Source organism: Anaerobiospirillum succiniciproducens DSM 6400 (genome assembly GCF_000482845.1).
In the GTDB taxonomy this organism is placed as follows: Bacteria; Pseudomonadota; Gammaproteobacteria; order Enterobacterales; family Succinivibrionaceae; genus Anaerobiospirillum; species Anaerobiospirillum succiniciproducens.
Genome location: NZ_AXWV01000082.1, coordinates 1 through 16,272 on the forward strand (window position 1 = coordinate 1; position 16,272 = coordinate 16,272).

Below are 16,272 nucleotides of genomic sequence, written 5' to 3' on the forward strand. Positions count from 1 at the left end.
TAAGCTGAGCATTGTTTGCTGATGATATGAAGTACTTTTGTTCAGGGTTGTAGTCTTTTAGGTCTTTTCGCTTATGGCTTACCATGCGAACAAAGGCTTTTGTTTCTGGCAACTCTTGCTCTGTTGCCTTGTAATCAAGGATGAAGATTTCATAGTCGCAATTATTGAAAGTCTTCGTAATGCACTTATCTTGGTTCTGATCTATCACACAAGTCATGTGCTCTTTGAGAGCAGCATGATTGCTATCGACCTCAAATATGTATAAACCACCCTTGTCTACGATGATATGACATGTCTCTAGCTGGCAGTGAAGAGCATCAGCTGTAATCATTGTATTTTTGAGCTTGTATCTTTTAAGCATTTGCTCAAATGCACTAATCTCAGGCTTATTGCCGTCAAGAGCTTCTGATACTAGGCGTAGTAAGCTTGAGCTATCAAAGATATTGACCTGACATCCTGATTTGTTCAGGGGCTTGCTGTCATCGCATTCAAGTCTATTTTGCTGCTCTTGTTCAGAGCCAAATGTGCCAGTAATTTTCCTAATTAGTCTGTCAATGCTCTTAAGCAGCTTATCCTTTAGCTCTTGTGAGTCAATGTGCTGGAAAATACGGTTTAAAGTGTCATAGGAAGGATAGTTTTTGCCTTCAATGAGATTTAGTTTTTGAAAGTAATCATCCTTAATCTGGATGTATTCGGCTGCATATGAAAAGGACGTTAACTCACCTTTCATTGCCAACAGTAGACAGATACAAAAGATATTATCAAGGTTATATTCTTGCGTATTTGCCTGTCTGTAGTCTTTTACGTCATCAAAGAAATGTAAAAGTGTATCCACATGCTTCCTATCAACTTTGATTGGCTCCTTGAGTGGATAGATTGTCATAGAGACTTGCCTAAGATGGGCAGCTAGGATTTTAGAGTTATTTATAATTAATCTCGTATCAATCCCATATTTATCCAATAGTGCGGTCAGCTCATCTGAATAGGCAATTGCTGGTTTTTCTAAGCTTGGATCTGCCTTAATATCTTTAAGTGCAGCAATCACGTAGTCGCGGTCTGCAGTGTCAGGAATATCTTCCTTTAGCAAAGACGCTATCTTGCTGGCCACTTTTGCTACGCGCTTTGCTGAACTACTACCTTTTAGTTCTGGGCACGGCTTAATCATTGTTTGAAGGTACGAAAGATCAATAAAGCGCTGCTGAGTATGGCCGTACATAAACTTCACAATGCCCATGTATACAGACTGAATAGATTCGCTGTTATCAAAGTTGCATGCCTGTAACAACTCACTTTTGTAGCGACTTAGTATGAAGTGACTGAGTCCGTACTCAACAAATGCTGATGCTTTATTGGTTGTGATCTTCTTTGGAATAAGTCCCTTTTCAGGATCAATTGTCCCGACATACTCTTGAATAAGAACAGGGTAAGACTTCTCTGGCACCCTCTTAGAAGAAATCTTAAAGAGCTGATAAGCACCACGAACTAATCTTACGTCGTAACCCTTTGTTTTATAAGGTTTAGCAAATTCTGGTAAATCTTCTTTTTTCATGTGTGTATTAGAGCTCGATACTACTTAAGGGAAGAACATATTGTACTCAATGTAAGAACAAGCTGTGTATTTATGAAGATTTGTGGAGGAGCGGTGTGTTATCGCAAGCTCTAAGAAAAAGCGTGGGAAATGGCATATTGAATGGTTAAATCAGTATTATTTCTTGCGATACTGTTACATTGGTATCATTAGACCTTTGGTATCTTGGCCTACTTGCGTTAAAATTGAGTATTTGCGATAAGTAGGATGATGCATAGCTGTGCCGTCATATGCCTAAATAGGCATCAAACACGTTTTCAATAGTGTTTAGATAAGTACTTTCTTATAAGAGATACTGTCTATAAGCGCTATGGTTGACGCTAAGATGTGGCAGCACAATGTGACTGAAGAGAGGATGGTTGCACATGGATATCGAAGCACTGGCATCTTTGGAAAGCCAAAAGAGATTCTGCAATGAACTTGTAGAGATGGCCGTCAAAGAAGAAAGCTTCATTCTGCTCTCAGGTGAAACCGGTTCAGGTCGTACTGTTGTTTGCGAACAGTTGGTAAATGAAACTGACGCTAAGATGCGTGCTGTCTTTATCCCATGTCATAAGGACATGCAAATTCAGCGTCTGCGTGAGCTTTTTTTGCAACAGCTTATTCCTTCAGGTAAGTACGATTATGATCTAAATCTGCCTGATATCCTGTCATCAGTACATATTCCGTACAATCACAAGATTCTGGTAGTAGTTGATGATATCGATACCGTTGTATCATCGTTCTACAATGAGCTGTTGGCTTTACATCAGCAGTTTGCAGGTCAAGGTCGCTTCTCCTTTGTGCTTGTTTGTCAGCCGCTATGGGCTGATGAAAAAGCCGCACGACCTGTGGGTAATGTAGATGTTTCTGTTATGGAAATTCCTGCATTATCATTAAAAGAAGCAGGTATACTGTCACGACATCTGTTTGCTGTTCAAAATGCAATGCGCATTTATAACAGCATCAAGAATAAGCTGCCTGAAGCTCTTAGCAATGCTGATGGCAATATGAGCAAAATCATTGCAATAACGGAGAAATTAATGAAAGATCCGACTAGTCCGCAGGTCAGCAATGACAGAATGCGTAAAGCAGGTAAGGACGCAGCTGCCAAGCCAAAGAAGAAGAGCAGCTCAGTAGGCATCTTTGTCACAGTAGTGTGCATTGTTATTGTGTTTGCCTGCCTTATCCCAATTTTCTTTGGTGGCTCATTCTTTGGCTCTGATGATTCAGGCAAGAGCGCAACCAAGTCTCAAGTTGCCAATGGTGATGCATTAGTATTCAACGACGATGAAAAGCTCCAGGCTGATGGTGGTTTACTGCCAGATGCTGTTCCAGGTGGAGTTGATGCTGAGATTGTTAAGAAGGAAACTGAGCATTCAGTTACCTTATCTGGCAAAGAGCTAGAGCAAATTGAAGGCGGAGCTAACAACTCCGGATATCCCAGGGGAGTGGGAGGATCTGTAAATCAAGCTACTGCTCAGGTCCCTGTACTGCGTCGTTCTGACAACTTTAACCACATTAAAGCAGGTAGCGGCTTAGCTACTACTGCGATTGATGTGCCTCCAGTAAGTCAGATGGCTGGACCAGTGCCTCAGCAGATGCCTCAGCAAATGGCTCAGCAGAGACCAAAGCAAATGGCCCAGCAAATGCCTCAGCAGCTTGCTCAGCCTCAGGTAGCTCCAAAGCCAATGGTGCAGCCACAAAATCAAGTTGCACAGAGCATTGCACGCGATACTGCTGCTTTAGAAGCTGCAGCTCAAAAGAAGCTTAAGGCTGATCGCGAGGCTGCAGCCAAGGCTCAAGCCCAAGCTCAGGCTAATGCTCAAAATCAAACTGCTCAAGCTCAAAAGCCAGCTGCTCCTGTAGCTCCAAAGCCTGTTGTGCCACAGCGTCAGCCACTCAAGGCTGGTCAGGTGATTTCACTTGCTGATGAACAACGTCAGTTAAAGCAGTTACAAGAGGCTCAGGCTCAAGCAAGTCGTCCAGCTGCACAAAACACCGCTGCTTCAGCTGAGAGCAAGGCTAAGATTGGTGCCTTAAATGGCAATCACTGGACTGTGCAGATTGTTTCTGCATCTAACCGTGCTAACGTTGCTGCCGCCGCTCGTGGTTTAACCACTCCTTGGTGGATTGTTGATAGCTCCCGTAATGGCAGACCATGGTACATCTTAATTTCAGGTGACTATGCAACCAGAGAAGAGGCTATTGCAGCATCTAGAAATATTCCGCTGTCAGTTTCACAAGGCGCTACTCCTTTTGCTAAGCGCATTAGTGAAGCTAAAGCCGAATTACGTTAATCAGTTAAAGCAGTTAGGCAGATGTTGACTCTAAGTAAGTCTTATAAGCTTAAAAACAAAGCTCATCGTGTTTGACTGTACTTAAAGCCCTGATCGAAAAAGGCTTATATATGCCTAATTCGATCGGGGCTTTTGCCTATTCACAGTGCCTAGAACTTAGGCTTTACCCACTTTCTATAGCAGCATCATCTTCAATCTATGTAATTTAGATGTTACTGCTGTGTTCAATACTTAGATTTTGAGAATTATGGATAAGAAGCATCTCATCGCTGGCTCTATTCTGTCTGCTGATTTACTTGACTTAGGTAATGACATTCAAAAGGCCTTAGACGTAGGTACTGACATCATTCACTTTGATGTGATGGACTACCACTTTGTGCAGAACCTTACCTTCGGTCCAGATCTGTTAAAGCAGATCCGTGCTCGCTTTACCGATGCCATCTTAGATGTGCACTTAATGGTTGAGCCAATCAATGAAAAGGTTTTAGGCGATTATGCTAAGGCCGGTGCCTCCATGATCTCTTTCCACCCAGAGGCAACTCCTCACGTTGATCGCTACTTATCTTTCATTCGTGAGCAGGGCTGTAAGGCTGGCTTAGTATTAAACCCAGGTACCGATACCTCAGTATTAAGATACTTATGGGAGCGCTTAGATTTCGTTTTAGTTATGAGCGTTAACCCAGGCTTTGGTGGTCAGAAGCTCATTCCTGCTATGATGGAAAAAATCAAGGAAGTTAAGGCTATGGCTGCAGCTGCTGGTGCTAATATTCAGATCGAAGTAGACGGCGGTGTTGCTCCAAACACCATTCGTGCTTGTGCTGATGCCGGTGCTGAAATGTTCGTAGTTGGTTCAGCATTATTTGGCAAGGACGACATTGCTAAGGCTATGTCTGATCTGCGTGCTGCCTTAGCCTAAATTATAGGCATCGCTAAGGCACGCTATGAGCGTCTATGTCAGGCCGCCTGTGGCTCTGAGTTGTAACACTAGGCTATGGCCTTTCTTAGATAGGGCTGCAGCCTCCTTTATGTCCCGACCCCTTTTGCCCAGCTAGCCTTAGGCAAAGGGCTAGGCCATAAGCTAATTACTAGACTATAGCGCCTCTTTTGTTGTATGTACTTAAGCGCCGAAAAGCATAGTATGCTTGATGTAGTGCTGTTAGATGTGGAATAAGAAGATGCAATTGACGCATAAACCAAAGGCTTTGCTCTTTGATTTAGATGGAACTTTAGCCCACACTTTGCCGCAGTTATCCATTGCGGCATCCAAGGTTGCCCAAAAGCTTGGAGTAGATACTCCAAGCGCTGAGCTGATGGCTACTTATGTTGGTAATGGCGTGGCTATGCTCTTAGGTCGCATCATTTTAGGCCGTCACGATATCACTATCGACGAGGTGCCTGAAGACAAGTTAAAAGAGGCAAAAGCTCTGTTTGAGGTGTACTATACCGAAGGCTTACATGAAAACTTTGAGGTATATGCAGGCGTAAAAGAGGGCATTGAGTACTTTCATAGCATTGGCATCAAATTAGGTGTGGTGACCAACAAGCCACATGTATTTGCTGAGCCTTTGATTAAGTACATGGGTTTAGATAAGTACATGGGCGCGGTTTTAGGTGGTGAAGTGCTCTCAGAGCGTAAGCCAAATCCAGCACCACTGTACTATGTGCTTGACAAGCTAGGTGTGGATGCAAAAGACGCTGCTATGGTAGGTGATTCCATCAATGACGTGCGTGCTGGTGAAAATGCCTCCATGCCAACCATTGCCTTTACTTATGGCTATGATGGTGGCTACGACCTCAAGACAGACTGCTCTCCAGACTATCTGTTTGACTCATTTGTACAGCTTACTGAGCTTATAAAGAGCCTGCCAGACGCTTCTTAAAGAGTAGCAGCACTTTGGGGCATAAAGTGCCCACAGATTTCGTTAAGTCATACTGCATTGACGGTAGAGATTGCGACCACAAGGGGCGTGATATTGGGGCAGTATGATGTTATGTACCGTCAGGTAAATCAGGAACTTTATTACTATGTCTAAGGATATTATCTTTTCGGGCATTCAGCCTTCAGGAGAACTGTCAATCGGTAATTACGTCGGATCTCTGCGTAACTGGGTTCCGATGCAGGACAAGGCTGATTGTATCTACTGCGTAGTAGATGAGCATGCCATTACCGTGCGTCAGGATCCTAAGGTGCTGCGTGAAAATACCATGAGCACTTTAGCTATCTTCCTTGCTTGCGGCATTGATCCTGATAAGTCAATTATCTTCCTGCAGTCTCACGTTCCAGCTCACTGTAAGCTCGGCTGGATCTTAAACTGTTACACCCAGGTGGGTGAGCTTAGCCGTATGACTCAGTACAAGGACAAGTCCAAGCGTTACTCTAATAATGTAACAGCTGGTCTGTTCAACTACCCAGTATTAATGGCTGCTGACATTCTGCTGTACAAGGCAAACTTAGTTCCTGTTGGTGACGATCAGCTGCAGCACATTGAGCTGACCCGTGACATCGCTGAGCGCTTCAATGGCATTTACGGTGAGACTTTTGTAATGCCTAAGGGCTTTACTCCAAAGGCTGGTGCTCGCGTGATGTCACTGCAAGACCCAACTAAGAAGATGTCTAAGTCTGATGATAATCCTAAGAACGTTATCCGTATCTTAGAAGAGCCTAAGTCCATCTTAAAGAAGATTAAGTCAGCTGTTACCGACTCAGAGGATCCACCTTCAATTAAGTTTGATCGCGAGAATAAGCCAGGTGTATCTAACTTACTTGAGCTTATGTCTGCTGCAACTGGCAAGGAAATTCCTGAGTTAGTTGCTTACTTTGAAGGTTCCATGTACGGTAACTTCAAGGCAGAGGTAGGCGAGGCTGTAGTTGCTATGCTTGAGCCTATTCAGAAGCGCTACCATGAGATTCGCTCTGATGAGGCCTATATGCATGAGGTCTTTAAGAAGGGTGCTGAGCGTGCCTCCGAGCGTGCTGAGAAGACCTTAAAGGAAGTTTACGAGAAGATCGGCTACTACGTATTGTAGTTAAGAGAGCAAGAGCTCTTCTTACGTAAAGCAAAAAAAGCCACGGGTATCTGATGATACTACGTGGCTTTTTTATATCCTAAGATCATGCCCTTGAAAATTTGCACCATGCATGACTCTTTTCAAGGACAATCAATTTGGCGCGATTTGCTCAAAGGCGCTAGAGTTTAAGCTCTTGTGCCTTGGAGGTCTGATTGGGCGCTAGTTGCCCAAAGGGGCTAGAGCTTGATCTCTTGTGCATTGGAGAGCTTGGCGCTTGTGTTTTGCGTCCAGCTTAGTCGTTGACGTTAAAGCGCAGGGCCATAGCATCGCCTGGTTCGGAGGCAATAGCGTAGTCTTGAACTACTAAGCGGCCAGAGGCGATGGTGTCACGGACACGGCCTTTGAAGCGCTGACCAAGCATTGGTGACCAGCCACATAAGGATGCAATGTCCTTTTGCTCTACTATAAAGCTCTCACCTGGGTCAAATACAACTAAGTCAGCGTAGTAGCCTTCCTTGATGGTACCGCGCTTTTCAATACCAAAGCGCTCAGCAACATTGCAAGTTGCAGCCTTGATACCCTCTTCAAGAGAAATCTCGCCGCGCTTAGAGAGCTCAAAGATGACGCTTAAGCTGTACTGAACTGATGGCAGACCAGAGGCGACATTGAGGTAGTTCTCTGAGGTCTTAACTGCTAACTCGTGAGGAGCGTGGTCAGTACCAATAGTAGAGATTAAGCCTTTTCTTAAGCCTGCTAATAAAGCACGACGGTCGCGCTCGTATTTAACGGATGGGTTGCACTTTAAGAAGCCCTTGAGGCGGTCATAATCACCCTCGTTAAAGAACATGTGAGGAATACATACTTCACCGGTGACCTGACGTGAGTGCAGAGGGCCGCTAGCAAACTCTCTCATCATCTCAACTTCTTCAGCGGTGCTTAAGTGAGCAATATGCAATCTAGCACCAGCCTCTTTAGCGGCCTCAATAGCCAGTGCTGATGACTTAATGCAGCAGTCGCGGCTACGGATGATTGGGTGCATATTAAATGGAATATGATCACCGTACATCTCTTTTGCTAAAGCTGTATTGGCATTAATGATGGCGTTGTCTTCACAGTGGGTGGCAACTAAGGTTGGAGATGCCTTGAACATCTTAACTAAGGCAGACTCACCTTCAAGTAATAAGCCGCCAGTAGTTGAACCCATGTAGATCTTCACACCTGCGATCTCATGAGGATCAGCGCGTTTTACTTCCTCAAGATTCTTATCGCTTGCGCCTAAGTAGAAAGCGTAGTTAACGTAGCTATCTTTCTTGGCAATATCCTTTTTGCCATTGAGAGCGTCCATGGAGACAGTTGGTGGATTGGTATTAGGCATATCCATAAAGGAGGTAACACCGCCTAAGGCAGCGGCTGCTGACTCAGTCTTGATGGTAGCCTTCTTTTCCATACCTGGCTGTCTGAAGTGAACGTGGGCGTCAATAAGGCCTGGGAGCACCAACATGCCATGACAGTCGATGACCTTAGCACCGTCGGTATTTACTTGTGGATCTATCTTGGCAATTAAGCGATCTTCAATCAGAACTTCAGTTCGTTTAAAGCCTGATTCACACATGACAGTAGCATTCTTCAACGCAATCTTAGACATGGGGCCTCCGTCGATCTTGAATAAAACACACCACAAGCATAAAGAGGAAAGCCTCAAAAAGCTTCATGATGTTTTGCTTATGCTAAAGCTAGGCTCAAGTTAAGTATCTCACTTAACTGCTATGCCTTGCTGCAACTAAAATTAGCTACAAGCTTGTGAGCTCATCATAATGTTATACCACTATTCTTAGACTTTGGGGCTAAAGGGCCGCATCTATAACAAATTTTATCTAGCAAGCTTGGCAAGATATTGCAGAACAAATACTGCATGCGCAATTAATAGCTATCCTTAAGTTATGCATTATGAGCAGATACAGCATGCAGCCATTAGATAGCTGCTTTGCGTTTGAGCATGAGCACTTTAAGGTGTGCAGGTTAATGGCTTGCAAAGCTTTATTTGCATTGGCGATGCTGCCAATGATGTAAGCTTGTACTTGTAGAGTGACTATTTTTTGGGGCTTATCATGCAAAATCGGCTTGTTTTTCATCGTTTTAGGCATGATTTGTGGTAATTTGATGTATTGTTGCTGTTCTCATGCACAAAGTAATCACGAGCCGTATTTATGTTTTAGTGTGTAACTAAAGTTGGTGTGTTGGTTTTGTCTGAGGCACAACATAACTAAGCCTTGATGCTTGTCTTATGGATAAGCAAAGTCTTGTATTAGGTTGGATATGCTCGTTTCCTATGTTTGACTGCTTGTTCAGGTATGAGCATGATTAACCAAGCTCAATTTTTGTTTTGCTTGGTCAATACAGTAGTGAGATTTAAGTGTAATGGACAGATTTGACGAACTGGTAGAACCACGTTTTACGATTAAAGATGTGGTAATTCATGAGAAGAAGCGCCTGTTTGAAAAGCATTTTGCTATGGATTTATATCGCGTTTCTTACAAGAAGTTCAATGGTGCAACTACCAAGATTTTCGATCGTGAGATCTTTGAACGCGGTACTGATGCTGTAGCCATTTTGCCATTCGATCCAGTTACTCAAGAGGTCGTGCTGATTGAGCAGTTCAGACCTGGTGCACTTAAAGATAAAGTCTCACCATGGCTTATCGAGATCGTAGCCGGCATGATTGATATCGGTGAGAGCGAGATTGAGTCAGCTGTACGTGAGTTACAAGAGGAATCAGGTCTTATCGTTAAGCCATCTGATCTGCATTATGTAAATGCAGTCTACCCAAGCCCAGGCGGTTGTTCAGAGAAAGTAACTATCTATATTGGCCGCATTAGTGCCAATCACCTCCTCTCCCATGGCGGCTTAGATAGTGAAGGTGAAGATATTCGTGTATTCAAGCTTCCTGTTAAGAATGCTTTTGAATGCTGCCGCAATGGTCGTATCAATAATGCTCCAGCCCTCTTAGCTTTGCAGCATTTACAGATTTACTACGATGAGATTCGCGCAGAGTTCTTAAAAGACTGTGAGCAAAACCAAGATTGCCATTCGGCACCTCAGATGATGGATGGCATGTAGTTAAGTACAAATAGCTAAAGCGTTCAGAGTCGTTACTTTGGCAAAGGTGCGCTTGTGAGCGCTTTTTAGCCGTATCTTCATTTTAGACGTTTCAATGCTAATGATTTTGTATCAAATGAAAAGCCAGAGGAAACATAGCTTTTTTGATTCTAGATGGTATGCATTGACAGTTAGTTTGAGTAAAGATACGTAGAGCTTTTGTGTTTAAGGCCTTATGCACACTGAAAAGTGTGAGTGTTGCCATGTTTTAACATTTGCTCAAGTCAAGTTAACTTTGCCATGCTGTATAGTAGAGCGCTTTGATAGGCTAAGTACCTTATGCTCTTAGTACTCAAGAGTGTGACCAAGGACTTAAATCTACAAAAAAGTTAGCCTTTGATTTTCTAGACTGCAAAATCTGTTATCTATTGCACTGTTTCAAAGGTCAATTGTGAATAACATACTGCATAGTGATGGCCTGTGCCCATAATGTATGCGAGCTTTGTGGAGTCGCGGGCAAAAGCTTCAATATGCCTAAGTGGTATGTTATGCGTGCTTATCTTGAGCAGTAGTGCTCATCAAAGCGACTTATGTTGAATACAACTTGAGTTGAGTCTATGTAGTGGTGCCTTATGGATACTTATGATCTTCAAATAAAGAGTGCGGAGGGGCAGCTGAGTGTATTGCAGCTTACCGACCCACATCTATTTGCTGAAGAATCAGGTACCTTACTTGGTGTTCATACCGCACAATCATTCAAAGCGGTATTAGAGTCAATTCTCAATCAAAACCTCCACTTTGACTGTGTCATTGTGTCAGGTGATATCTCTCAAGACTATTCTGTCAGCTCCTACCAACGTTTTGCCCATGCTGTATCAGTGCTAGAGCGCCCAGTATTCTTTGTGCCTGGCAATCACGATGACGGTCCATTAATGTATCGCATCTTAAGTGACTATGGTGTTAATACTCAGCGTTGCTTAATTGCAGATAAATGGCAATTCGTTTTCTTAAACTCTGAGGTCTATTCTGTGCCTCACGGTTGGGTAGAGCGCCACGAATTAAACTATTTACGCGATAGAATTGAAGAGCGTCCTGACTTAAATACTGTCGTGGTAGTGCATCACTTACCACGTCACGTCAACAGCCGCTGGCTCGATACTCAGACCATGCACAACCAAGATGAGTTCAACTCATTTATCTGTAATTTCCCACAGGTTAAGCTCGTGCTATCTGGTCACGTCCATCAAGAGTACGACCAAATCTTCAATAACATCCGCTATATCGCCTCTCCATCAACTTCCATTCAGTTTGAGCCATACTCTCATGATTTTGCGCTTGATCTGAAAGGCCCTGGTTGGCGCTACTTACAATTTGACCGTTCAGGCAACATCAACACTCAAGTGTTCCGTCTGCCAGAGGGACGCTTTATCCCTGATACTAGCTTCACCGGCTATTAAGCTTAAGCTAAAGCTCATGCCAAACCTCTTATCTCTCATGTACTAAGCTAGCTCTATAGCTTGGTTATGCATGCCATGCACCATCAATTTGGGCATCCATCCTCTCAATAATGCCGGCCCTTGAGATATCTTTTTAAGCAATTCGTATCTTTGTAAAGCTTGATAGCTAGCTGTTATCTAAAAGATCCAGATAGTTAGATGTTATCCAAAAGATTCAGATAGATAGCAGCTATCTCAAAGATCCAGATAGCTAGATGTTATCTAAAAGAGCTGTACAGCTAGCTGTTATCTAAAAGAGCCATGCGCACCAACATGCAACGCTTTTGTGCTGCCCTTTAGATATGCAAGATATAAGAGTAGTATGTGTTTATTAGTACTAAGCTAGTGACAAGCAGGATGCGGCATGACTCATTTATTTTATATTCATGGTTTTCTTTCAGGTCCAAATGCTGTAAAGGCCACCATGCTCAAAGAGTATTTAAAAGAGCATAATTTAGGCGCAAGCTTTGATATGCATAGCCCTGATTACCCTGATCCTCCTGAGGAGGCTTATAACTATCTGTGCGGCTACTTTGATCGCGTGTTTGAAGAGTACAAAAGTGATGAGGTCTGTTTAATTGGCAGCTCCATGGGTGGCTTCTTTAGTACACTCATGGCTCAAAGACATGGTTGCAAGGCAGTACTCTTAAACCCATGTGTTCATCCTCAAAATTACTTTAAGGCTCTGATTGGCCCGCAGTTTAATAGCAGCACCAATCGTAACTTTGAGCTAAAAAGTGAGATGATTGATGTGCTCAAAAGCTTAGATGCCTCAGTTAAAGTAGAGCCCAAGAAAACTTATGTCATCATTGGTGATCAAGACGAGGTCTTGGATTATTCTTTTGCCCTCGAGCTTTATAAAGACTGTCATATCGACATCATCAAGGGTGAAGATCATGCCTTCACTCATGACTTTGCCAGTCTCATCAAGCCAATCTTAGATTACGCAGCAAGCTAGACACTCTCACAAAGAGCACTACGCTAACTAGCAAAGCCATGCTAACTAGTCAGCACTGCACGCACTAGCAAAGCCGTGCTAACTAGTCAGCACTACGCTCTCATGTAGGCCTTTGCAGAGCATGAGATCATGCTCTTGAAATAGGCCATAGGATGGGATCTTACATGGGCATGAGTTTCATGAGGTCGAGTAGCATATCTAAGAATCAGCTAAGGATGGCAACATACAATAGCCTTAGTTTCGCTTTATGCGATCATTAATGTCAGCAAAAAGGAAAGGACAATGCGCATTTTATTAGTAGAAGACGATGAGATGATCGGTCGTTCAGTTGCGGATAACTTAGCATCTGATGCTTATGCCGTTGACTGGATGCGTAATGGACAGGATGCTCTTGAGGCACCTTTTGCTGATGACTTTGACTGCTGCCTTTTAGATTTAGGTCTGCCAAAGGTTGATGGCATTCAGGTGTTAGAGTACTGGCGTAAAAATAATCTTAAGACTCCAGTAATCATCTTAACTGCACGTGATGATGTGGCTGACCGTGTGTTAGGTTTAGACAAGGGCGCAGACGATTATTTAGTTAAGCCTTTTGCTATGTCAGAGCTACTGGCTCGTATTCGTGCCGCAACTCGTCGTCGTGAAAGTGCCTCTGCTGACGGCTCTATTACTTACGGTGACCTGACTCTAAATCCGCTTAACTATGAGATGCGTATTCGTAATGCCGATGGTACTGAGCGCGTTGAGGTTCTCACTGGCCGTGAGTTCTCATTATGTGAGGCTTTAATGTCCCGTGCAGGTACTGTACTCTCTCGTGACATGATCGAAAGCCGTATCTACGGTTGGGATGAAGATATTGACTCTAACGCTCTTGAGTACATTATCTACACTCTGCGTCGTAAGATCGGTGCCCAGTACATCAAGAACATTCGCGGTGTAGGTTGGAAGATGAACAAGGTTGAGTCTTGGGTTGATCCAGAGAAAAAAGACGCAAAATAGTTCACACCACATCATTAAAGCTGCAGCTTTAACTCTCTTGCAACTTTGATAACTCCCATCTTTTGTATAGCTGCCAGCCACAAGGCAAGGCAGTTACACGCCACATTGGTTGTTTTGCATGCATCAGTCTGACGAAAAGAAACCAACTTCTTTGGAAAACACCCCAAGTGAAGTCTCTGCGGCCAAAGCAGAGGAGGCTTCGTCACACGTACACGCAAGCACTGATGCAAAAGCTGATGCAGACACACAGTCAGCTGCAGTTGCAGCTACTAATATAGACTCTAATGCAACTACAACTACCAAAGCAGATGCCAAAACAGACCTGACTGCAAACGCAGCTGCAGCAGCAAATGCTCACACAACTGCAGCTACCAATGCAAACGCAGCTGCTGCTACCAATGCTCACGCGAATGCAAAAGCCGATGCAGATGCCAAGCAAGCTCAAGAGGTAGCAAGTACAAACTCTAGTGTTGCAGATGGAGCAAGTAGCGGCAAAGAGAGTTCCAAGGCGAATAGCAAGGCAAGTGAAAGAGCACGCCGCCGCCGTAGACGTCGTCTTGGCTTTACTCGTTCGCTGCAGTTTAGAATCACAGTTATCTTCGCCATTGTAGGTTTGATTACTACTGCTTGTATGGGCGTTATGTCCTATATGAGGGTGTATGACACTACTCAAGAGTTCGTGGACGAAGAACTCTCGCAGATTGCATCTGTTGCCATTAACTATCGCATGATAATTCCACGTCGTTGGGAAGCACCAAGACGCAATCATGAGCGTGTGCTGCGCATGATGAGTAATGGCCGTCAGATTACTATTGAGTACTCAACTAGCGGTAGACCATATATTCGTGATCAATACTATAAAGATGGTGCCGCAGCCGATGGTAAAAATGTAAGACCACGTAATGATGGCATGGGTACTCGTGGTCAGGATGATGAGTTCTTACCATCGATTTCAGACTTACATCGTTTTAAGTACGATATTATCATCGCGCCACTATTCGGTCGTCCTGGTGATGCACTTTATATCCCATCAGGTGCTAATGACGGCTTCTATACTCTGTTAGTTGCAGATCAGCGCGTGCGTGCCTTCATTTCAACGAACTCCTCTGGTCAGCGCTTTGTGGTAGCTCGTCCATTAAGTTCGATTGATACCATTACAAAACAGGCCCTGATGAACTCTATCTATCAGTTCTTGGGCATTAACTTAGTCTTCATTCCGCTGCTCATCATCTCAGTAAAGATGATGTTTATTACGCTCAATAAGATTGCACGACTGCTCTATCGCCGTAGCGAGGATGATTTAAGTCCAATCATTCCAGATAACCACAAAGGCTTTGTGCCATCTGAGCTTGATGGTTTTATTTTGGCGTTAAATAAGCTCTTTAGTAAGGTTGATGAGGGTATTCAGTCAAAACGTCGCTTTATTGCTGATGCGGCCCATGAGATGCGTACTCCGCTGACTGCTTTATCACTGCAAGCAGAGTCTTTGGAAAAAGAAGATCTCTCACCAAGTGCTAGAGCAAAAGTGGAGCGTTTAAAAGAGGGTATCTCACGTGAGCGTGAGCTCATGACAGCCTTGCTCACATTAGCACGAGAACAAAATAAGAACACCTTAGTGCATGAGACTATCGATGTATTTGAGCTGTACTTAAAGTTAATTGATGAGCAAGAAGTGCTAGCCGATCGTAAGTGCATTGACTTAGGTGTTGAGGGCGAGGCGCGCTATAAGATTGTGACCGACAGAATGCGTTTGACTCGCATTATGTCCAACCTCTTGTCTAATGCTATCAAGTACACCCCTGAAGGTGGTCGTATCGATATGATGGCTAACTGCTTAAGTGACGGTAGATTAGAGCTCATTGTGCAAGATGACGGCCCAGGTATTCCACCAGAGCAGATGGAGCATATCTTAGAGCCTTTCTATCGTGTGCATGGTGATCGCTCAGAGCAGGTTGGTACAGGCTTAGGTCTTGCCATTGTTAAGGCAAGCGCTGACTCTATCAACGCCAAGTTGAGCTTTAAGAATGCTACACCACATGGACTGATTGCCTCTGTGATACTGCCGCCTTTAAATGATGACAGTAACAAGGTAGTCGACAAGGAGCGTCTGTTGCTATCCAACGTCAAGAAGCGCTAGCAAATGCGTAGCGCTCTATGATCGCTAGCAATAGCGTAGCGTTTGGGCATTTAGTTTGTAGCCTAGCATGGTGTTTCATAAGTATATACACTAATTTAGTATTAAACACTGTATAAGTGATATATTAGAGGAACATCCTGGTAGGAGTTCCTATTTTTATGTCACGCCCAGTAACCAAAATTGTTCGTCTTAGTAACGATGAAGCAGATGATGTTGCTAAAGTTCTGAGAGAAAGAAACCAGACACACACAGCCTTTAGGAATGCCACAATCCTCTCATTAGCCAATTCTGGCAAATCTCCAAAAGACATAGCCAATGAAGTACATGTAACTTGTAAAACTGTACATACTGTCATAAACAAGTACTTAAAGCACGGGCTTTCATCATGCTGGAGCGATCTAGAGCGTTCCGGAAGACCGGTTTCAATCTCGGATGAGGCGAAGTGCTATGTTATAGACTTAGCTTGCAACAAGCCAACAGCATATGGTTATCCTCATGAACTGTGGACAATTGATTTGCTTAAGCAGCATGTCAGAAAACACTGCATGGAAAAGAACTATCCAGAGCTGAGTAATGCATCAAAATCGACTGTCTGGAGAATTCTCAACAAGAGTGACATAAAGCCGCACAAGATTAAGTACTATCTTGTAAGAACTGATGAGATGTTCGAAGAAAAAATGAAGAACGTTCTCATGCTCTACAAGGAATTTAGT

The 16,272-nt window shown here is 43.7% G+C and carries 12 protein-coding genes; 10 read left to right on the forward strand and 2 right to left on the reverse strand.

Features of this window, described 5'->3' with window-relative positions; genetic code table 11:
- On the reverse strand, positions 1–1,549 hold a 1,549-nt coding region (locus H524_RS15400; protein ID WP_044122015.1), incomplete at its 3' end, for an ISAs1 family transposase.
- 404 nt (positions 1,550–1,953) lie between these two features.
- On the opposite strand from H524_RS15400, the gene H524_RS0110205 reads away from it, so the two are divergent.
- From H524_RS0110205 to trpS, 4 genes are all read left to right on the forward strand, one after another.
- Positions 1,954–3,867, forward strand: coding sequence for an AAA family ATPase (locus H524_RS0110205; protein WP_027940142.1), 1,914 nt, complete (start codon positions 1,954–1,956; stop codon positions 3,865–3,867).
- Positions 3,868–4,114: 247 nt separating this feature from the next.
- Positions 4,115–4,783 carry a ribulose-phosphate 3-epimerase gene (rpe, locus tag H524_RS0110210; RefSeq protein WP_044122017.1) on the forward strand — a complete coding sequence of 223 codons (669 nt, stop codon included), beginning with the start codon at positions 4,115–4,117 and terminating at the stop codon, positions 4,781–4,783.
- 265 nt (positions 4,784–5,048) lie between these two features.
- On the forward strand, positions 5,049–5,747 hold the full coding sequence (locus tag H524_RS0110215) for an HAD-IA family hydrolase (RefSeq protein ID WP_169726148.1): 699 nt from the start codon (positions 5,049–5,051) through the stop codon (positions 5,745–5,747).
- Between the two features lie 145 nt (positions 5,748–5,892).
- Positions 5,893–6,894 (forward strand): tryptophan--tRNA ligase, encoded by a 1,002-nt coding sequence (gene trpS / locus H524_RS0110220; RefSeq protein WP_027940145.1) that lies wholly within the window; start codon positions 5,893–5,895, stop codon positions 6,892–6,894.
- 274 nt (positions 6,895–7,168) lie between these two features.
- Here the strand turns inward: trpS and H524_RS0110225 are convergent, their stop codons facing one another.
- Positions 7,169–8,521, reverse strand: coding sequence for an amidohydrolase family protein (locus H524_RS0110225; RefSeq protein WP_027940146.1), 1,353 nt, complete (start codon positions 8,519–8,521; stop codon positions 7,169–7,171).
- 773 nt (positions 8,522–9,294) lie between these two features.
- Here H524_RS0110225 and H524_RS15405 point away from each other — a divergent pair.
- The 6 genes from H524_RS15405 to H524_RS0110260 form a co-directional block, all read left to right on the forward strand.
- Positions 9,295–9,993 carry an NUDIX domain-containing protein gene (locus H524_RS15405; protein WP_044122018.1) on the forward strand — a complete coding sequence of 233 codons (699 nt, stop codon included), beginning with the start codon at positions 9,295–9,297 and terminating at the stop codon, positions 9,991–9,993.
- A 611-nt stretch (positions 9,994–10,604) separates the two neighbouring features.
- Positions 10,605–11,429, forward strand: coding sequence for a 3',5'-cyclic-AMP phosphodiesterase (gene cpdA / locus H524_RS0110240; protein ID WP_027940147.1), 825 nt, complete (start codon positions 10,605–10,607; stop codon positions 11,427–11,429).
- A gap of 403 nt (positions 11,430–11,832) precedes the next feature.
- Positions 11,833–12,426, forward strand: a complete 594-nt coding sequence (locus H524_RS0110245; RefSeq protein WP_027940148.1) for a YqiA/YcfP family alpha/beta fold hydrolase — start codon at positions 11,833–11,835, stop codon at positions 12,424–12,426.
- A gap of 282 nt (positions 12,427–12,708) precedes the next feature.
- Positions 12,709–13,422, forward strand: a complete 714-nt coding sequence (locus tag H524_RS0110250; RefSeq protein WP_027940149.1) for a response regulator transcription factor — start codon at positions 12,709–12,711, stop codon at positions 13,420–13,422.
- A gap of 118 nt (positions 13,423–13,540) precedes the next feature.
- The gene (locus tag H524_RS0110255; RefSeq protein WP_027940150.1) at positions 13,541–15,559 is read left to right on the forward strand and encodes a sensor histidine kinase; all 2,019 of its coding nucleotides are present in this window, start codon (positions 13,541–13,543) and stop codon (positions 15,557–15,559) included.
- A gap of 158 nt (positions 15,560–15,717) precedes the next feature.
- Positions 15,718–16,272: helix-turn-helix domain-containing protein (locus tag H524_RS0110260; protein ID WP_044122019.1), on the forward strand; the 555-nt coding region annotated here is incomplete at its 3' end.